This window comes from Microbulbifer sp. ABF4_107, from assembly GCF_056312215.1.
The window spans coordinates 1,884,049-1,902,373 of the sequence record NZ_CM149983.1; the positions used below are offsets into that span (position 1 = coordinate 1,884,049).

Consider the following 18,325-nt stretch of genomic DNA (forward strand, 5'->3'; position numbering starts at 1 on the left):
AAACCCTCCAGCACCCCCTGAGCCCGCTGTGCCCATGTCCATCAGCATTGATCGGGTCAGGCAAACTGTCCGATGTGACTACAGAAATTATCTTACTCGCATCGGAGGAAAGGCAGTGCTCAACGACATGAAAATCCGCAAGGCGAAACCGAAAGAGAAGGCTTTCAAGCTGAGTGATTCAGACGGGCTGTATTTGATCGTGCTGCCCACAGGCGGAAAGAGTTTTCGCCTGGATTATCGCTACGGCAATAAACGAAAAACCGTGACGTTCGGGCTCTACCCTCACGTCAGCTTGGCGGATGCTCGCACACAAGCACTTGAAGCCCGCCGCCAACTCGCCGCAGGTTTGGACCCGGCGGTAGAACGCAAATTGACCAAGGCGAGTACATATCTGGACAGCGAAGAAACATTTGAAGCGGTCTCTCGTGAGTGGGCGAAAGCGCACCTATCCGATAAATCTAAGTCACACCGGGAGCGCTCCATGGCATTACTCGAAAACGATTTGCTGCCAGTATTGCGCGCAATTCCAATTCGTCAGCTGAACGCTCCACTCTTACTCAGCGCGCTACGCATAATTGAAAATCGCAGCCCCGACATGGCCGAACGTGCCAGAGCGCTAGCTGGGCAAATATTACGCTATGCAGTGGCAACCAGCCGTGCAGACAGAGATTTCACTACGGACCTCCGCGGGGCGCTGCGCAAACACCAAGGCTCTCATTACGATGCGATCGTTGACACAATTACCTTTGCTGAGCTAATGCTGGCGATTGATGAATACCAAGGCACTGTGACCGTACGGAACGCTCTGAGGATTGCACCATTGCTGATGTTGCGACCAGGGGAACTTCGACGTATGACTTGGGATCACGTCAACTGGGAGGCGGAACAACTGGAATTCAAAATCGGGGACATGAAAGACAAAAAACGCCCCCATATCGTCCCGCTGTGCCAGCAAGCCATGAATATTCTGCAGGAACAGCACCGCTATTGCGGGGGGTTCGGACCCGTCTTTCCATCCGCCCATGGGCGCAGAAAACAAATGGGCCCTACTGCCATGCAGAAAGCGCTGAAAAGCCTGGGGCCCCTAGGGCTCCAGCAGAGCGCGCATGGGTTTCGTGCGTCGGCACGCACGATTATGGAGGAAGTACTGAACGTGCCGCCCCACTTGCTCGAACATCAACTGCATCACATGGTGCGGGATCCAAATAGACGGGCCTACAACCGCACCGTTCACCTCGATGCCCGCCGAGAAATGCTGCAGAATTGGGCGGACTGGCTGGATACCCAAAAGGCAGAAATCGCTAATCGCATGCAGCGAGAAAAACAGCAACATGGAGCAAGCTCGTCAGCCACGAAGGATGGCCAGAGCCAACTCGAGATCTTTTTCGAGGAAACCTGAGGTTGGATCGGTAATAACTAACTGGGAGAGTTTCGGAGGGAACAAACCGGCCTGATCATCAATGATGACATACTTCCCCGTATTTTCTCGATCTCGTAGATACGTCTCAACCTCCAGCCAGCGCATTGGTATTCCCGCCGGAATGCGTCGCACCAGCGGCGTCGCATCGATGATCCGGTTACCAAAGATTGGCTGAAAAGCTCGCAGACTGAACTCTAGCCGCCAAGTGGAGGTCACTACAATTTTTGCACCGGATTGTTCACACAAGCGGTTTATTCGAGCCACCTGTTCTGGCAGGAAAAAATTGCGTCCAATTAGCGACCGCACCTGAGCCCAATGAATTGGCACGTGCTGGCCTGCGGGGTGTACGACTCCATCAAAGTCCAGGAAAACAATACGTTGTGCCATCATCTAGCTGCTAAACCTTCTACCACAAGGGATATCTCCCGTCACCAACTTTACTTTGAAAGCGTCTCCTCGTCGTCCTCTGTGTAGAAATATTCCTGTGGGGACTGAAGAAACTGCATGATTTCACCATACCGCCAAGATGAGCCGCCGGTAAAAAACTTTTTCGGTGGAGGGGCCCGCCGAAGTTCAATCCAGCGGTACCAGGTGGATGAGGATACACCCACCAGCCGTAAAACCTCCGGGAGTCGCAGAAGGCGATCCGGGTGTTCGTCCAGAAGCCGCTGGATGTCATTCGGGTCTGTTTTATCTCGTTCCATTACACACCTAGGGAGTTTTGGGTTCAGCTCGTAGCCTACCCCAAAAGGCCATCCGCGGCGGCCGTGGGCACCCGTGTTTGAAGGGGCGGTCGTGGCTGATCTCGACCTATCGGTGCCGATCCGCCACTTGGGAAAGCGCCGAAATCACCTGAAACAGGATCTCACGCTCCTGTTCCAATAAAGAGAATTGCTCACGAAGATCCTGGAGTTGGCGGTCGCAAAAGAAAAATGCCGGTGACACCAAGCGGAGTAGCTCGGGATCGATCTCCTTGAGTTCGTGCCGTCGAATTTCCTCATAGCCCTGGCTTATTCGGTAGCTATCCCAACGCTGCCAAACCCTGCGATTGAGCTCGCGCAACAGCCTGCGGTTGTAGATACGGTGGGGCCCGATATGGGGACTCCCGAGGGGAAATTGTCTGACCACAAAAAACGAGAGTTTTTCGACTGGATCGCCCTCTTGGGGCCCAGAGAGTATCGTCAACTCTACATCGATGGGCGTTAAGTAGAGGCGCCATAACGCGGTGGAAATCCATAGGTCATAGGGACCTGTCTGAGGATCTACGCTGCGCAGTAAAAAATCGAGCTCGTCCACACCGGGAAAGTCCCGCATTTCGATGTATGGTTGCATTTCCATGTCTTGCTCCGAGATAGTCCAATTATCAAGTCAAACACTTGATGCTATGAGGTCAGTCATCCGCATCGAGTTTGCGTTTCTGAACATCGATCCAGTCCGCCCAGCGCTGCAACATTTCTCGGCGCGCATCCAGATGACTAGTGCGGTTATAGGCGCGCCCAGTACTGTCGCGAACCATATGATGCAGCTGCGCCTCAAGTAGATCGGGGCGCTCTTCTAGTACTTCATCCATGATTGTGCGTGCGGATGCGCGAAACCCATGCACCGTGTGAATGGAATTCGCGTATCCCATATTGCGCAACGCAGCGCGCATGCCATTCTCACTCATACAGCGGCGGCGCCCATGGCCAGACGGAAACACCGGTGAAAAGCGCCCATTGAAACGCTGCTGTTCGCGTAAAATCGCCAACGCCTGCGTAGAAAGCGGCACGATTTGCGGGCGATCCTTACGCTTCATATAGCCGATCGGGAATTCCAGCTGCTCAAGCTCCCAGTTCACATGTTCCCAAGTCATATGGCGCAGCTCGCCTGGGCGCAACATCAATAGCGGGGCGATTTTCAGCGCATTGCGAACTGTCATAGTGCCGTCGTAGTAATCGATGGCGAGCATCAACTTTGCGAATGCTTTTGGGTCGGTAATGGCTGGGTAGTGGGATTTGTGATGGGTGCGCAATGCACCGCGCAGGTCTGGGGAGAAATCTCGCTCCGCCCTACCCGTCGCTACCGCGTAGCGCAGGATCTGGCCCGCCAACGCTCTTGCACGGTGGGCCATGTCCACACTGCGGGATTCGACCTTGCGCAGGGCCCCGAGCAACAGCACCGCATTGAGGTCCCGCATCGGGATACCACCCAGCACCGGTATGAGGTCATTTTCCAACAGGGCCGTGGAGCGCGTTTTGTGCGAATTGGACTTGTCCGCCAGATTCATCTCGGCCCACTCCCGTGCAACGGCCTCAAAAGTCTCGTTGCTATTGAGATAGGCAGTGGCCTTTTGGACCTTACGCTCGATCGCTGGATCAATACCTTTGGCAAGCTTGGAGTGAGCCTCATCGGCCAGGCTCCGCGCCTCGACCAGACTGACCCGAGGAAACAGTCCCAGGCTCAGTGTTTTCCGTTTGTCTCCATACCGATAATCCAGACGCCAACTGCGACCGCCAGAGGGTAGTACATAAAGGTAGAGACCAGCGCCATCGGTCAGTTTGTAGCCTCGCTCCCGGGGCTTGGCCTTTTGCACGGCGGTTGCCGTCAATTTGCCCATGCGCGCCCTCCCGAATGCCGCGGAGTGACGGTATGCGAACTCGAAACGGCGTGAATACCGCTAGAAATACCGTAATAGTGCCGGGTTTCCGTGGTTTTGAATGCTACAAGATGGGAAAGGTACCGCGCGCTGATTTGAGGAAAATCAGGGGGTTGGAGACGGAATGAACCGAAACGGGATAGAAAGTTGGTCGGAGTGGCCGGATTTGAACCGACGACCACCACACCCCCAGTGTGGTGCGCTACCAGGCTGCGCTACACTCCGATAAGAGTAAATCAAGCGGGGTAAAAGTTACGTAAGTGCTTGATTTATAAGGGGCATCGCTTGGCGATGAGGCGCAAATCATACCGAAGTACGGTGGGAATGCAAGCCCGTTTTGCGCCTTTTTGACTCAGGTTAGATCAGGCTTCCGCTTCCAGCAGTTCCAGCACACCTTCCAGTTCAGCGATCATCTGTGGGATCACCTGGTTCAGCTGTACGGTCTGCACTTTTTCGGAGCTGCCGCTTTCCATCTGCAGGCGTGCGCCGCCAATGGTGTAGCCCTCTTCGTACAGGAGCGCGCGGATCTGACGGATGAGGATGACATCCTGGTGTTGGTAGTAGCGGCGGTTGCCGCGACGTTTGACCGGGCTGAGCTGCGGGAATTCCTGCTCCCAGTAGCGCAGTACGTGAGGTTTGACAGCACACAGCTCGCTGACCTCACCGATGGTGAAATAGCGTTTCCCCGGGATTACAGGGAGTTCGCTGTTATGACTCGCTTCCAGCATCTTCTTCTACTCGTGCCTTGAGTTTTTGCCCCGGCTTGAAGGTGACTACCCTTCTCGCGGAAATGGGGATTTCTTCGCCAGTCTTGGGGTTCCGTCCCGGGCGCTGGCTTTTGTCACGCAGATCGAAATTGCCAAACCCCGACAGTTTGACCTGCTCGTTATTTTCAAGGGCGTTGCGGATTTCCTCGAAGAAATATTCGACGATTTCTTTGGCTTCGCGCTTGTTGAAACCCAGCTCTTCGTACAACTTCTCGGCGAGCCCGGCTTTGGTCAGTGCCTCTGTCATTGGTTCCTGCCCAACAGATTCAGAGGCGTCGACTCCCGGTTGTTAAGCCTGGTACCGCGTTGGCTTGGAACCCGGAGGCAGACGCTCTCGGGATACGCGCGTCAGTCTGCGTACCCCGGAGCGTTTTCCGAATCAGCGCAGGCTGGCGTTGTATTTTTGTTCTAGTTCAGAAACAACCGCTTGCACGGCGGCATTGATTTCTTCGTCGTTAAGGGTGCGCGAGGGATGCTGAAAGGTCAAGCCCATGGCGACACTTTTTCTATTAAAATCAATGCCTTTGCCCTGATAGACGTCAAAAATGTTGAAGTCTGTCAAAAATTCACCAGCGGCGCTGACCGCCGATTCAGCAAGCTGACCAACCGGGGTCTCCACGTCTGCCAGTATGGCGAGATCGCGGCGAACCTCGGGGAATTTGGACAGTGGAGTAAAGGCAGGAATGACCGCCTGCCCCAGCCCATCCAGGCTCAGCTCAAACAGGAAGGCACCTTTTGGCAGGTCGTAGGCTTTTTGCAGTTCCGGGTGCAGTGCGCCCAGTACGCCAACGGGCTTGCCATTGCGCTGCAGCTCGGCGCACTGGCCGGGGTGCAGAGCGGAGTGCCTGGCGGGAACGAAGGTGAATTCGCCCTCTGCCTCGAAGTGGCTCAGCAGCGCTTCCACATCCGCTTTGATGTCATAGAAGTCCACCAGGTCTTTGGAGCCGGTCCAACCTTCCGGCTGACGGGTACCGTAGATCAGACCGGCGAGCATACGCTCCTGTTGCAGTGCCTCGCCCTCATTGCCGGGCACGAAACGCAGGCCGGTTTCGAACAGGCGCAGGCGGTCCTGCTGGCGGTTGAGGTTATACTGCAGGGCTTTGACCAGGCCCGGCATCAGCGTGGTGCGCATTACGGAGAGATCTGCGCTGATGGGGTTCTGCAGGGCTACAGGCTCTACTTCCGGGTCGAATTTGGCGGAGGCATCGCGGTCGATAAAGCTGAAGGTGATGGCCTCTTGATAGCCGCGGGACAGCAGGGTCTGCTCCAGGCGGGACTGGGCCACACTGGCTTCGGCGCGCGGCACAATATCCAGAGACGCTTTCAAGGCGACACTGGGAATACGGTTGTAGCCGTATACGCGTGCCAGTTCTTCCAGCAGATCGGATTCGATGGCGATATCGAAACGGAAGCTGGGCACCAGGAAGGTCCAGCCTTCGCTGTCTTCAGCGATCTTTTCCAGGCCCAGGCGGGTGATGATCTCGACGATCTCGGCATCGCTCATTTCGATACCGAGACCACCGCTTACACGCTGGCGGCGCAGGGTGATATTGCGCTCCGCCGGCATGGCTTCGGTCACTTCACGTAGGTGTACCGGGCCCGGCTCACCGCCGACGATTTCCAGCAGGAGCTGGGTGGCGCGCTCAATGGCTTTTTCCTGCAGGCGGTAATCCACGCCGCGCTCGAAGCGGTGGGAGGAATCTGTGTGCAGGCCGTAGGAACGGGCTTTACCGGCAATGGCCAGCGGGCTGAAAAAGGCGCTTTCCAGGAAGATGTCGTTGGTGGCCTTGGTGACGGAGGAATCCAGTCCACCCATGATGCCAGCGATGGCCAGTGGGCCTTTCTCGTCGGCAATCAGCAGGGTGTCGGCTTTCAGTTCCACTTCCTGCTCGTCGAGCAGGGTGAGTTTTTCGCCCTGCTCTGCTATGCGCACCTTAATGCCGCCGCTCAGTTTGGCGAGGTCAAAGGCGTGCATGGGCTGACCCAGTTCCAGCAATACGTAGTTGGTAACATCCACTACCGGATCGATACTGCGCACACCACTGCGACGCAGGCGCTCCTGCATCCACAGCGGGGTTTCTGCGTCGATATTGATGTTGCGGATCACACGGCCGACGTAGCGCGGACAGGCGTCTTCGGCGAGCAGGGAAACTTGCAGGCTGTCGTCGATTATCGGGGCAACCGCCTCGATAACCGGCGGGGTGACTTCGCAGCGGTTCAGCACTCCCACTTCACGGGCGATACCGGCGACGCCGAGGCAGTCGGAACGGTTTGGGGTCAGGTCGACCTCGATGGTGCTGTCGTCCAGCTGCAGATATTCGCGCAGGTCGGTGCCGATAACGGCGTCTTCTGGCAGCTCCCAGATACCGTCGCTGTCGTCACCCAGTTCCAGTTCGGTCTGGGCACACAGCATGCCGAAGCTCTCGACGCCGCGCAGTTTGGCTTTTTTGATTTTGAAATCGCCGGGCAGCTTGGCGCCCACTAACGCGAAAGGAATCTTGATGCCGGTGCGCGCATTGGGTGCGCCGCAGACCACTTGCATCTCCCCTTCCGGGTGGCCTTTTACTTTACAGACGCGCAGTTTGTCGGCGTCCGGATGCTGTTCACAGGCGACGATTTCACCGACGACCACACCCGAAAACGCGCCGGCTACTGGCTCTACGGCGTCCACTTCCAGGCCCGCCATGGTGATCTGGTCGGCCAGCTGCTGTGCTGTCAGGTCCGGGTTTACCCACTCCCGTAACCAGGCGTTGCTGAATTTCATATCTGATCTCTAGCTATTTGTTTCTTGCGCGCTTTGCGCGGTTCACCCACACAGTGGGCTCCCAATAAATTGGATTCGATTTAGAACTGCTTGAGGAAACGCAGGTCGTTGTCGAAGAACAGGCGCAGGTCGTTTACGCCGTAACGCAGCATGGCCATGCGCTCGACGCCGAGGCCGAAGGCAAAGCCGGAGTATTTTTCGCTGTCGATATCGCAGGAGGCGAAGACGTTGGGGTGCACCATGCCGCAGCCGAGAATTTCCAGCCAACCGGTGCCGGAGCACACGCGGCAGCCTTCACCGCCACAGTTAGTGCACTGGATATCCGCTTCCGCAGACGGCTCGGTGAACGGGAAATAGGAAGGGCGGAAACGCACCGGAACATCCGCCTCAAAGAAGGCTTTCAGGAACTGGTCGATACAGCCTTTCAGGTGCGCGAAACTCACGCCTTCGTCGATCACCAGGCCTTCTACCTGGTGGAACATGGGCGAGTGAGTGACGTCGGAATCGCAACGGTACACGCGGCCCGGGCAGATAATGCGCAGGGGCGGATTGGTTTTTTCCATGGTGCGGATCTGCACGGAGGACGTGTGCGTGCGCAGTACCGTGGAGGGATCGATATAGAAGGTGTCGTGCATGGCCCGCGCCGGGTGGTGGGCGGGAATATTCAAGGCTTCAAAATTGTAGTAGTCGCCCTCCACTTCCGGGCCCTGTTCGACGGAGAAGCCGAGGCGCTGGAAGATCTCTTCAATGCGACGCAGGGTACGAGTGATGGGGTGCATGCTGCCGTGATCTTCACCGCGGCCCGGCAGCGTGACGTCGATGGTCTCTTTGGCCAGCTTTTCTTCAATGGCGGCCTTTTCCATCGCGGTACGGCGCGCATTAATCGCGTCCTGCACCTGCTGCTTGGCTTCGTTGATTTTGGCTCCCGCCGCCGGACGCTCTTCCGCAGAGAGCTTGCCCAGACCTTTCAGCAGTGCGGTGATCTGGCCTTTCTTACCCAGGTAATCTACCCGCACCTGGTCCAGTGCGGCGAGGTCGCCGGCCTTTTCTACCAGCGCCAGCGCCTGCTCGGTGAGGGACTGCAATTCTTGCATTGATACTATCTCGCTTAAGGCTCGCTATTCGCTCGCTCTGACTCGTTCTGATCGATGAGTGACAATGAGTACTTATTTTCCGCAGCGGATAATAGCAGTCCACCGCGTCAGAAATTTGTTCTGTATAGACATTACAGATAAAAAAATAGGGAAGAGCCAAACAGCCCTTCCCTATTTTTAAAGCACAAATCCGCCCTTGCGGGCCGATTTATTCTGCAGGCGCTAATTAAGCTGCCAGGGCTGCCTTGGCTTTTTCAACTACGGCAGCAAAAGCGGCTTTGTCGTATACCGCCAGATCAGCCAGAACACGGCGATCCAGAGCGATATCCGCCTTCTTCAGGCCAGCAATCAGTCGGCTGTAGCTCAGGCCTTCAGCGCGGGACTGGGCGTTGATACGCGTGATCCACAGAGCGCGGAAGTTACGCTTCTTAACGCGACGGTCGCGGTAAGCGTACTGACCAGCTTTGATGACTGCCTGCTTGGCTACGCGGAATACGCGAGAACGCGCACCGTAGTAACCTTTAGCCTGCTTCAGAATTTTCTTGTGACTGCGACGCGCCACTACACCACGTTTTACACGGGCCATATCAATATCCTCTTAAAAACTTACGTGTGCAGCCAATTACTTGGCGCGCAGCATGCGATCGACCAGGGTGGCATCAGACTTGTTCAAAGTGTTGGTGCCGCGCAGCTGACGCTTACGCTTGGTGGTCATCTTGGTGAGGATGTGGCTCTTGTTGGCGTGCTTGTGCTTGTAGCCCGAAGCCGTCTTCTTGAAGCGCTTGGCAGCGCCACTGTGTACTTTTGCTTTCGGCATTTTGTACTCCAAAGTAAATAATGACCCACGAATGGGCTTGTTTAATTGGCTACAGACCGAGGCCTGTAACTGTGCGGGAGTGAGAAGGCAGCCGTCGCCCGATCACTTCCCGAAAAGAAGGTGCAGAGTGAACCCTGCGCCTTACTTTTTCTTTTTACTGGGCGCAATGACCATGATCATCTGACGGCCTTCCATCTTCGGCCGCTGCTCCACAGTACCCAGCTCCTCGAGATCTTTCTCGATGCGCTGCATCATTTCCATCCCCAGCTCCTGGTGAGCCATTTCACGGCCGCGGAAGCGCAGGGAGACTTTCGCCTTGTCCCCGGCTTCCAGGAAGCGGGTCAGGTTGCGCAGCTTGATCTGGTAGTCGCCGATATCGGTACCGGGACGGAACTTCATTTCCTTGATCTGCTGCTGCTTTTGTTTCTTCTTAGCCGCATTTTTAGCCTTCTTGGCCTCAAATACGTGCTTCCCGTAGTCCATGATCTTACAGACGATGGGATCGGAGTCCGAGGCAATTTCAACGAGATCCAGGCTGGCTTTCTGCGCGTGTTCCAGCGCCTCTTCCAGAGAAACAATACCTACCTGTTCACCATCCGCACCAATCAGTCGCAGTTGCGAAGCTTCAATCTGATCGTTGATACGGGCCTTTTTGGACTTTCCTTTCATATCTCGTTTAATAACACTCGTCTCCGGTAATTTATAAAAGCCTATTGGGGCGCTTATTCAGCTGCACCCTCAATAGACGAACGGCCGCGGCGATCCACGTCCTGGCGGAGGAGCTCAAGGAAAGACTCGTAAGTCATGGTTCCGAGGTCCTCACCGCTACGTGTCCGCACGGCGACCGTCTGGTTTTCCACTTCCTTATCGCCGATCACCAGCAGATAAGGAACACGCTGAAGCGTGTGCTCGCGGATTTTAAAGCCGATCTTCTCGTTTCTCAAGTCAGCAGCGGCGCGGAATCCTTCTGCACCCAGCTTGGACTCAAGGTTCTGGCAGTATTCAGACTGGCGATCGGTGATATTCAGCACCGCCACCTGCTGCGGGGCCAGCCAGGTCGGGAAGGCGCCCTCGTAGTTCTCGATCAGAATGCCGATAAAGCGCTCGAATGACCCAAGGGTCGCGCGGTGCAGCATTACCGGGGTCTGACGGGAGCCATCTTCCGCCACATACTGGGCGTCCAGGCGGCCCGGCATGGAGAAGTCCACCTGAATGGTGCCGCACTGCCATACACGGCCGAGGCAGTCTTTCAGGGAGAATTCGATCTTGGGCCCGTAGAAGGCGCCCTCACCCGGCAGCTCTTCCCAGGGCAGATCCGCCGCATTCAGGGCGTCGGCCAGGGCTTTCTCCGCCTTGTCCCAGCTTTCGTCGGAACCGACGCGCTGTTCCGGACGGGTAGATAAACGATAGATCACTTCTTCGAAGCCGAAGTCTTTATAGACCGCATGCAGCAGGTCCATGAACTCGGATACTTCCGACTGGATCTGGTCTTCGGTACAGAAGATGTGGCCGTCATCCTGCACAAAACCGCGCACACGCATCAGGCCGTGCAGGGAACCGGACGGCTCGCTGCGGTGACAGGAGCCGAACTCCGCCAGTCGCAGGGGCAGATCGCGGTAGCTGCGCAGGCCCTGATTGAACACCTGCACGTGACAGGGGCAGTTCATGGGCTTGATGGCAAACTGGCGCTCTTCGCTTTCCAGGGTGAACATGTCGTCGGCGAACTTGTCCGCATGACCGGACTTCTGCCACAGAGAGAAGTCCACCAACTGCGGAGTCTTGATCTCTTTGTAGCCGCGCTCGCGCTGGCGTTCGCGCATGTACTGCTCGACGGTGCTGTACACGGTCCAGCCGTTGGGGTGCCAGAACACCATGCCCGGCGCCTCTTCCTGAATATGGAACAGGTCAAACTTCTTCGCCAGTTTGCGGTGATCGCGCTTTTCCGCTTCCGCGATACGGTGCAGGTACGCCTTGAGCTCTTTCTTGTTGGCCCAGGCGGTGCCGTATACACGGGTCAGCATCTCGTTGTTGGCATCGCCGCGCCAGTAGGCGCCGGCCACTTTGGTCAGCTTGAACGCCTTCAGCTTGCCGGTGGACGGCACGTGCGGGCCGCGGCACAGGTCTTCAAAGTCGCCCTGGCGGTACAGGGAGATATCTTCGTTGGTGGGGATACTGGCGATGATTTCCGCCTTGTACTCTTCCCCCATCTCGCGGAAGTATTTGACCGCGTCGTCCCGGGGCAGCAAGCGACGGCTGACCGGAATATCTTCCTTGGCCAGCTCTTCCATGCGCTTCTCGATCTTCTCGAGATCTTCCGGGGTAAATTGCCGCTCGTAGGCGAAGTCGTAATAGAAGCCATCTTCGATCACCGGTCCGATGGTGACCTGGGCACCGGGGTACAGTTGCTTGACCGCCTGGGCCAGCAAGTGTGCGGTGGAGTGACGGATGACTTCCAGGCCTTCTGGCTGGCGATCGGTCACGATGGCCAGGTTGGCGTCGTGATCGATTACAAAACTGGTATCCACTTCCTTGCCGTCGACAACACCCGCCAGCGCAGCTTTGGCCAGACCGGGACCAATATCATTGGCAACGTCGAATACGGAAACAGGATTGGAGAATTCGCGACGGGAACCGTCAGGGAGGGTAACAACAGGCATTGTTCTTCCTTTTGTTTCAGTGGCGATCCCTACGAAAGACCGCGTGATTCACAGAGCGTGAAGATTGGGCATGTGCCCGAAACGAGTCAGATCAGGATAGAAGAAAAAACTCGCGAGAAATTGGTAGACCCAAGCAGACTCGAACTGCTGACCTCTGCCATGTCAAGGCAGCGCTCTAACCAACTGAGCTATGGGTCTATAGAGTTGCAGACTGAGGATACTCCATAAGACATGGCCCCGCTGCGAAGGAGGCGAACTTTAGCACCGGCTTTTTTGCTTTTCAACCGCCCAAAACAGAAAAAATTTCCGCCAATCAAGCACTTGGGGTATCGTGATCCGGCTGCAGGATGCAGCGCCGAGGCCACCACCGTGTCCGGCCGGTCTCGCACCGCAGTATTTGAAGGATTTTATGAGCACCTCACCTACCGACAGCGCCATCAGCCGCAGTGGATTCCTGCTGGCACTGGGCGCCGCTGCCCTCTTTTCCATCAAGGCGATCTTTATCAAGCTCGCGTATCGCTACGGCGTGGATGTGGAGACTTTCATTCTCCTTCGCATGGCTCTCGCCCTGCCGTTTTACATCGCCATCCTGCTCCTGCTGCGTCGAGGCGGACAGTGGCAGCCGGTGAGCGGGCAGAACGCGTTGATTACGGTCGCACTCGGACTCTGCAGCTATTACCTGGCGAGCTTTCTCGATCTGCAGGGGCTGCGCTATATCAGCGCCAACTTCGAACGACTCATTATCTACCTGTACCCCACCATCGTTGTGGCGCTTGGCTGGCTGTTTCTCGGAAAGACGGCATCGACGCGACAGATGCTGTGCCTGGCCGGAGCTTATGGCGGCATTCTGCTGATTTACTGGCAGGACCAGGATTTCAGTACCGGAGTACCAACCCCGACCTGGGTAAACCTTGGCGGTGTCAGCTGGGGAGCGCTACTGACCTTCGGCAGTGCGTTTAGCTTTGCCCTGTATGTGGCATTCAGCGAGAAGGTGATCAAGGTGCTGGGGAGCCGGCAATTCACAGCTCTCGCCATGATGGTGGCGAGCGCGGCCATTGCCGTCCATTTTACCATTCAGGGCGACTGGTCGCGCTTGCAACAGCCCTGGCCGGTTTACGGTTATGCGCTGGCTGTGGCCTTTCTCTGCACGGTAATTCCATCGCTGATGATGAGCGCCGCCATTTTGCAGATTGGCTCCAGCGCCACCGGCGCCATTGGCACATCTGGCCCGGTCGTGACACTGATTGCTGCGGCACTGGTTCTTGGGGAACCCTTCACACCTACCCATCTGCTCGGCATGGCGGTGATTATTGGCAGCCTGCTCTTATTGAAACAACCAATGAAGCAGCCAACACAGCCCAAGGTAGCGCCGACAACCAATCAGACGAACTAGCACCCAACACCTTACGGCGCCGCCTCTTTAAGCTTGGTGATTTCATCGCGTAGCTTGGCGGCCGCCTCGAACTCCAGATTCTTGGCGTGGTTGTACATCTGCTCCTCGAGCTCTTCGATGCGCGCCCAGCGCTGCTGCTCGGTAAGCGGTTTCTGATCGGCCTTGTAAGCGGCGCCCTTCTCCGCCACTTTGCGACGGGATTTAGGCACCCCGGGAGCAATGGCGCCCTCCATGATATCGGCAACACTCTTGCGGATGCCTTTGGGGGTAATGCCGTGTTCCGCGTTGTGCGCCAACTGCTTTTCGCGGCGGCGCTCAGTCTCCTCCAGCGCGCGCTTCATGGAATCCGTGACTTTATCGGCGTAAAGAATTGCCCTACCCTCCAGGTTGCGCGCGGCACGACCGATGGTCTGGATCAGCGAGCGATCTGAGCGCAAAAAGCCTTCCTTGTCCGCATCAAAGATGGCAACAAGGGAAACCTCGGGCATATCAAGCCCCTCTCGCAGCAGGTTGATCCCCACCAGCACATCGAACTCACCGATACGCAGGTCGCGAATGATCTCTACCCGCTCCACCGTGTCGATATCCGAGTGCAGGTAACGTACACGCACACCACTCTCCTGCAGGTATTCGGTCAGATCTTCCGCCATGCGCTTGGTCAACACAGTAATCAGCACGCGCTGATCCTTGTCGACGCAGCGGTGAATCTCCGACAGGGTATCGTCCACCTGGGTCGCGGCCGGACGAATCTCCACCTCCGGATCCACCAGGCCCGTGGGCCGCACCACCTGCTCCACCACCGCGCCGGCGTGCTCCTGCTCGTACTTACCCGGGGTAGCCGACACAAAAATTGTCTGCGGCGAAAGGTGCTCCCACTCTTCAAATTTCAGCGGCCGATTATCCAGCGCCGACGGCAAGCGAAACCCGTATTCCACCAGCGTTTCTTTGCGCGAACGGTCTCCGCGGTACATGCCGCCAATTTGCGGCACAGTCACATGGCTTTCGTCGATAAACAGCAAGGAATCGTGTGGCAGGTAATCGAACAAGGTGGGGGGCGGCTGACCGGGGTCGCGCCCAGAGAGATAGCGGGAATAGTTTTCCACGCCGTTGCAGTAACCCAGCTCCTGCATCATCTCCAGATCGTAGCGGGTGCGCTGCTCCAGCCGCTGAGCCTCCAGCAACTTGTTGTTTTCCCGCATCTGCTCGAGGCGCCCCTTGAGCTCCTCTTTGATCAGGTCGATGGCATCGACGATCGTCTCCCGCGGGGTTACGTAGTGGGACTTCGGAAAAATAGTAATGCGCGGGACTTTTTGCAGCACTTCCCCGGTTAGCGGGTCGAACAAGGTGATCTCTTCGATCTCTTCATCAAAAAGGGAGAGGCGCACCGCCTCCAGATCCGAGTCCGCGGGATAGATATCGATGATGTCCCCGCGCACCCGGTAGGTGGCACGGCGAAAGTCCGCATCGTTGCGAGTGTACTGCAGCTCGGCGAGGCGGCGCAGAATCGTGCGCTGATCGACGATATCCCCGCGGTCCAGGTGCAGCACCATTTTGAGGTACTTGTCCGGATCACCCAGACCATAGATGGCGGATACTGTCGCCACCACAATCACGTCTTTGCGCTCGATCAGTGCCTTGGTGGCAGAGAGGCGCATCTGTTCGATGTGCTCGTTGACCGAGGCATCCTTCTCAATAAAGGTATCCGACGACGGCACGTAGGCTTCCGGCTGGTAGTAGTCGTAATAGGAAACGAAATACTCCACCGCGTTGCGCGGAAAAAACTCCTTCAACTCACCATACAACTGAGCGGCCAGGGTCTTGTTGTGGGCCATCACGATTGCGGGCCGCTGGAGGCGCGCGATTACGTTGGCCATGGTGAAGGTTTTACCGGAGCCGGTTACCCCCAGCAGGGTCTGATGCGCGAGGCCATCCCCCACCCCTTCAACCAGTGCCTCAATAGCGGCGGGCTGATCCCCTGCGGGCTCGTATTTACTGGCGACTTCAAAAGGACGGGTTTCCATTGGCCAACTACCACTCCGGTTTCGCTTCACACCCGGCACTCCGGGGTGGGAAATTGTAGGCGCACACCCCGGTGCGGGACAAATCAGGTGTTAGTTTGAACGGGGCGGCGAGAAAATAAACACTGCAAAATCAAAGGCTTATTTTTAGGTAAAAGGGTTGACCTGGTTTGGGGTGCTCTATAAGATACGCGCCACCTGACCGGGACGGCATTTGCAAGACCGATCAGACAGTTCCGCCTTAGCTCAGTTGGTAGAGCAAATGACTGTTAATCATTGGGTCGCTGGTTCGAGCCCAGCAGGCGGAGCCAAATTCAAAATGTTCGTTGCGACACTTAATTGCCACGAAGATTTTATTTAGAGCTATGCTCTTTCAGGGCCACCTTCACCAAGAGGCAGGCGCCCTAACCAAAAATTCCGCCTTAGCTCAGTTGGTAGAGCAAATGACTGTTAATCATTGGGTCGCTGGTTCGAGCCCAGCAGGCGGAGCCAAACAAAAAACCCCGCATCCTTACCGGTTACGGGGTTTTTTATTGCCCGGTACAAATTGCCCGGCACCTCTATCTTCTATCCAACCTCTACCTTCCATCCAAGAGTGCCGAGGGGCCGACCGCAATCCGCCCCAACAATCTGTCAATTACACTTCCGGCACCTCACCGGTAATCCGCCGAGCCCGGCGACTGTTTGATGCCACCGGCAAGCGGCGCACCTCCGCACCGTCTTGCGTACCGCCCTGCACACCTCGGAGCGCAGCATCTCCGGATGCATTCACTTCCGACAACTGTGTCCAAACCGTATCCACCAACTGCTGCTTCGGCGTGTAATCCTTCACCGCCTCAATCAGCAGCCGGTGCACCGTGGCACAATCCTGGCGCGCGCAGGCGTCTTTCAGCTCAACCATAAACGACTGCAGCTGCTCGCTGGGCAGGCGTTCCTCTTCCGCGCGCATGATCATAGGATGATCGGTTCCCGCAACCGCATCCCCCAACAGCAACTCTTCGTAAAGTTTCTCACCCGGGCGCAACCCGGAGATCTGAATTTCGATATCGCCATCGGGATTGGCCTCATCGCGCACGGTGTGGCCCATGATTTGAATCAGGCGGCGGGCAATATCCAGGATACGGACCGGCTCCCCCATATCCAGTACAAAGACTTCGCCTTTGCGCCCCATACTTCCCGCCTGCAACACCAGCTGTGCCGCTTCAGGAATGGTCATAAAGAAACGGGTCACCTTGGGGTGAGTCACCGTCACCGGGCCGCCGGCATTGATCTGATCGGTAAACAGCGGAATAACGGAACCAGAGGAACCAAGCACATTACCGAAGCGCACCATACACACCCGGGTACGCCCGAAACGGCGCCCGAAGTCCTGACAGATCAGCTCTGCGAGACGCTTGGTTGCCCCCATAACGTTGGTCGGGCGCACCGCCTTATCCGTGGAAACCAGCACGAACTGCTCCACACCGTAAGCCTCGGCGGCCTCCAATACGGCGAGCGTACCCAGCACGTTATTCTCCGCACCCACCACCACATTTTGCTCCACCAGAGGCACATGCTTGTAGGCCGCCGCGTGGTAGATGGTGTGCACCTCGAATGACTGAATGATTTCCGCTACACGCGCGCGATTACGGACATCCCCCAACAGCGCTGTCACTTCCACTTGCAGGCCTTCATCCTGCTGCTGTTGCTGCAACTCGCGCTCAATCTGATACAGGGAGAACTCCGAAGACTCAAGCATGATCAGCTTGGCCGGCCCCCACTGGATAATCTGACGGCAGAGCTCGGAACCAATCGAGCCACCCGCTCCCGTAACCATCACTACCTTGCCGAAAATGGATGCGGAGACCAACTCTTTTTGCGGCTCTACGGGAGCGCGCCCAAGGATGTTTTCATAAATCTGGGAAACATCGGATACGCGGCCGGCACTGTCTACCAGCTCTTCCATGCCCGGAATCACTTTTACCACAATGCCGCGCTCACGCAGGCTGCGAGTGATCTCACGTCGACGGCGCTTGGGGACCCCCGGCATCGCCAGCAGAATTTCAGAGATATCGCGCTCGGCGATTACTTCGAGGATACTGGCGGGGCTGTATACCAGCACCCCATCGATCAATGTATTTTGCTTGGACGCATTATCGTCAAAAAAGGCGACGGTCTTGTACATCTCGCCGTGAATCAGCCCTTTGTACAGCTGCAGACCAGCGGTACCCGCACCGTAAATTGCAACGCGCGTTTTGTGAATTTCCAGCGCCATCTGGTAGTAGACACGCACCAGCCAGCGGGAACCTCCCACGGTAATCAGCGCAAAACACCAGTAAATGACCGGGACAGAGCGCGGCACACCGGCATAGGTGAGGTAGGATGCAACTGCCAGCACAACCGCAGACGCCGTCACGCCCTGCAGGACAGCGACAATGGCCTGTTGCCCCATATAGCGGATCACCGTGCGGTACAGACCCAGGCGAAGGAAAATGAAACTACTCGAAATGAGCGTCATGGCCAGACATAGCGCCATGGTGGGCTCGGTAACTGTACCCGCACCGTTAAAGCGAATAGTCATGGCCAGTAAAAACGCAGCCGTGAGCATCAGCAAGTCATAGCAGAGCATCAAAAACGGCTTGTAGTTTTTCTGTGCAGCTTTATAAAAGCTATTCACCAATCCCCCAAAAAATTCCTTTACCGGGCACCACAGGCCCCTCCATAAACACAAACAACCAAAACGTCCTTTAAGCCACTGTCCGCCCACAAATACCTGACGGG

General features: G+C 56.7%; 16 protein-coding genes and 4 tRNA genes. 4 read left to right on the forward strand and 16 right to left on the reverse strand.

From position 1 onward, the window contains the following. The first annotated feature begins 115 nt into the window (after positions 1–115). On the forward strand, positions 116–1,399 hold the full coding sequence (locus ACYX4K_RS07690) for a tyrosine-type recombinase/integrase (protein WP_475092695.1): 1,284 nt from the start codon (positions 116–118) through the stop codon (positions 1,397–1,399). Here ACYX4K_RS07690 and ACYX4K_RS07695 read toward each other — a convergent pair. The 14 genes from ACYX4K_RS07695 to ACYX4K_RS07760 all read right to left on the reverse strand — a co-directional run bounded on the left by ACYX4K_RS07695 (position 1,346) and on the right by ACYX4K_RS07760 (position 12,352). Continuing rightward, complete coding sequence (locus tag ACYX4K_RS07695; protein ID WP_476178812.1) at positions 1,346–1,807, reverse strand: HAD domain-containing protein; 462 nt, start codon at positions 1,805–1,807, stop codon at positions 1,346–1,348. The two genes, ACYX4K_RS07690 and ACYX4K_RS07695, sit on opposite strands and share 54 nt — an antisense overlap. Before the next feature lie 50 nt (positions 1,808–1,857). Further along, positions 1,858–2,124: a helix-turn-helix transcriptional regulator gene (locus ACYX4K_RS07700; RefSeq protein ID WP_475092693.1), complete on the reverse strand. Its 267-nt coding sequence runs from the start codon at positions 2,122–2,124 to the stop codon at positions 1,858–1,860. A gap of 106 nt (positions 2,125–2,230) precedes the next feature. Beyond that, positions 2,231–2,758, reverse strand: coding sequence for a hypothetical protein (locus tag ACYX4K_RS07705; protein ID WP_475092692.1), 528 nt, complete (start codon positions 2,756–2,758; stop codon positions 2,231–2,233). A 52-nt stretch (positions 2,759–2,810) separates the two neighbouring features. Then, positions 2,811–4,016 (reverse strand): tyrosine-type recombinase/integrase, encoded by a 1,206-nt coding sequence (locus ACYX4K_RS07710; RefSeq protein WP_475092691.1) that lies wholly within the window; start codon positions 4,014–4,016, stop codon positions 2,811–2,813. 187 nt (positions 4,017–4,203) lie between these two features. Further along, a tRNA-Pro gene (locus tag ACYX4K_RS07715) sits at positions 4,204–4,280 on the reverse strand. A gap of 137 nt (positions 4,281–4,417) precedes the next feature. After that, entirely contained in the window at positions 4,418–4,783 is a 366-nt protein-coding gene (locus ACYX4K_RS07720; protein ID WP_406827862.1) for a MerR family transcriptional regulator, read from the reverse strand. Beyond that, positions 4,764–5,069: an integration host factor subunit alpha gene (ihfA, locus tag ACYX4K_RS07725; RefSeq protein ID WP_043315900.1), complete on the reverse strand. Its 306-nt coding sequence runs from the start codon at positions 5,067–5,069 to the stop codon at positions 4,764–4,766. Before ihfA ends, ACYX4K_RS07720 begins: the two co-directional genes overlap by 20 nt. 132 nt (positions 5,070–5,201) lie before the next feature. Beyond that, a complete protein-coding gene (gene pheT / locus ACYX4K_RS07730; RefSeq protein ID WP_475092690.1) occupies positions 5,202–7,586 on the reverse strand; it encodes a phenylalanine--tRNA ligase subunit beta in 2,385 nt (794 codons plus the stop codon). 80 nt (positions 7,587–7,666) lie between these two features. Next, the gene (gene pheS / locus ACYX4K_RS07735) at positions 7,667–8,680 is read right to left on the reverse strand and encodes a phenylalanine--tRNA ligase subunit alpha (protein WP_043315896.1); all 1,014 of its coding nucleotides are present in this window, start codon (positions 8,678–8,680) and stop codon (positions 7,667–7,669) included. A gap of 226 nt (positions 8,681–8,906) precedes the next feature. Beyond that, positions 8,907–9,266, reverse strand: coding sequence for a 50S ribosomal protein L20 (gene rplT / locus ACYX4K_RS07740; protein WP_010131381.1), 360 nt, complete (start codon positions 9,264–9,266; stop codon positions 8,907–8,909). A gap of 36 nt (positions 9,267–9,302) precedes the next feature. Beyond that, the gene (rpmI, locus tag ACYX4K_RS07745) at positions 9,303–9,497 is read right to left on the reverse strand and encodes a 50S ribosomal protein L35 (protein ID WP_010131383.1); all 195 of its coding nucleotides are present in this window, start codon (positions 9,495–9,497) and stop codon (positions 9,303–9,305) included. A gap of 141 nt (positions 9,498–9,638) precedes the next feature. Further along, on the reverse strand, positions 9,639–10,166 hold the full coding sequence (gene infC, locus ACYX4K_RS07750; protein ID WP_043315894.1) for a translation initiation factor IF-3: 528 nt from the start codon (positions 10,164–10,166) through the stop codon (positions 9,639–9,641). Between the two features lie 53 nt (positions 10,167–10,219). Next, positions 10,220–12,154, reverse strand: a complete 1,935-nt coding sequence (gene thrS, locus ACYX4K_RS07755; protein ID WP_475092689.1) for a threonine--tRNA ligase — start codon at positions 12,152–12,154, stop codon at positions 10,220–10,222. A 121-nt stretch (positions 12,155–12,275) separates the two neighbouring features. Beyond that, positions 12,276–12,352: transfer RNA gene (locus ACYX4K_RS07760), tRNA-Val, on the reverse strand. A 211-nt stretch (positions 12,353–12,563) separates the two neighbouring features. Here ACYX4K_RS07760 and ACYX4K_RS07765 point away from each other — a divergent pair. Next, positions 12,564–13,547 (forward strand): DMT family transporter, encoded by a 984-nt coding sequence (locus ACYX4K_RS07765; RefSeq protein WP_475092688.1) that lies wholly within the window; start codon positions 12,564–12,566, stop codon positions 13,545–13,547. 11 nt (positions 13,548–13,558) lie between these two features. On the opposite strand, the gene uvrB is transcribed toward ACYX4K_RS07765, so the two are convergent. Continuing rightward, entirely contained in the window at positions 13,559–15,568 is a 2,010-nt protein-coding gene (uvrB, locus tag ACYX4K_RS07770) for an excinuclease ABC subunit UvrB (protein ID WP_475092687.1), read from the reverse strand. A 232-nt stretch (positions 15,569–15,800) separates the two neighbouring features. Between uvrB and ACYX4K_RS07775 the strand changes: the two genes are divergently transcribed. Both ACYX4K_RS07775 and ACYX4K_RS07780 read left to right on the forward strand, forming a co-directional pair. Next, a tRNA-Asn gene (locus ACYX4K_RS07775) sits at positions 15,801–15,876 on the forward strand. 105 nt (positions 15,877–15,981) lie between these two features. Then, positions 15,982–16,057: transfer RNA gene (locus tag ACYX4K_RS07780), tRNA-Asn, on the forward strand. 145 nt (positions 16,058–16,202) lie between these two features. Here ACYX4K_RS07780 and ACYX4K_RS07785 read toward each other — a convergent pair. Continuing rightward, a complete protein-coding gene (locus ACYX4K_RS07785) occupies positions 16,203–18,221 on the reverse strand; it encodes a polysaccharide biosynthesis protein (RefSeq protein WP_475092686.1) in 2,019 nt (672 codons plus the stop codon). Positions 18,222–18,325 lie beyond the last annotated feature (104 nt).

Excerpts from the sequence above, each read along its gene's own strand:
- ACYX4K_RS07695 (WP_476178812.1), bottom strand. The coding sequence starts at position 1,807 with ATGGCACAACGTATTGTTTTCCTGGACTTTGATGGAGTCGTACACCCC.
- ACYX4K_RS07700 (WP_475092693.1), bottom strand. The coding sequence starts at position 2,124 with ATGGAACGAGATAAAACAGACCCGAATGACATCCAGCGGCTTCTGGAC.
- ACYX4K_RS07705 (WP_475092692.1), bottom strand. The coding sequence starts at position 2,758 with ATGGAAATGCAACCATACATCGAAATGCGGGACTTTCCCGGTGTGGAC.
- ACYX4K_RS07710 (WP_475092691.1), bottom strand. The coding sequence starts at position 4,016 with ATGGGCAAATTGACGGCAACCGCCGTGCAAAAGGCCAAGCCCCGGGAG.
- ACYX4K_RS07720 (WP_406827862.1), bottom strand. The coding sequence starts at position 4,783 with ATGCTGGAAGCGAGTCATAACAGCGAACTCCCTGTAATCCCGGGGAAA.
- ihfA (WP_043315900.1), bottom strand. The coding sequence starts at position 5,069 with ATGACAGAGGCACTGACCAAAGCCGGGCTCGCCGAGAAGTTGTACGAA.
- pheT (WP_475092690.1), bottom strand. The coding sequence starts at position 7,586 with ATGAAATTCAGCAACGCCTGGTTACGGGAGTGGGTAAACCCGGACCTG.
- pheS (WP_043315896.1), bottom strand. The coding sequence starts at position 8,680 with ATGCAAGAATTGCAGTCCCTCACCGAGCAGGCGCTGGCGCTGGTAGAA.
- rplT (WP_010131381.1), bottom strand. The coding sequence starts at position 9,266 with ATGGCCCGTGTAAAACGTGGTGTAGTGGCGCGTCGCAGTCACAAGAAA.
- rpmI (WP_010131383.1), bottom strand. The coding sequence starts at position 9,497 with ATGCCGAAAGCAAAAGTACACAGTGGCGCTGCCAAGCGCTTCAAGAAG.
- infC (WP_043315894.1), bottom strand. The coding sequence starts at position 10,166 with ATGAAAGGAAAGTCCAAAAAGGCCCGTATCAACGATCAGATTGAAGCT.
- thrS (WP_475092689.1), bottom strand. The coding sequence starts at position 12,154 with ATGCCTGTTGTTACCCTCCCTGACGGTTCCCGTCGCGAATTCTCCAAT.
- ACYX4K_RS07765 (WP_475092688.1), top strand. The coding sequence starts at position 12,564 with ATGAGCACCTCACCTACCGACAGCGCCATCAGCCGCAGTGGATTCCTG.
- uvrB (WP_475092687.1), bottom strand. The coding sequence starts at position 15,568 with ATGGAAACCCGTCCTTTTGAAGTCGCCAGTAAATACGAGCCCGCAGGG.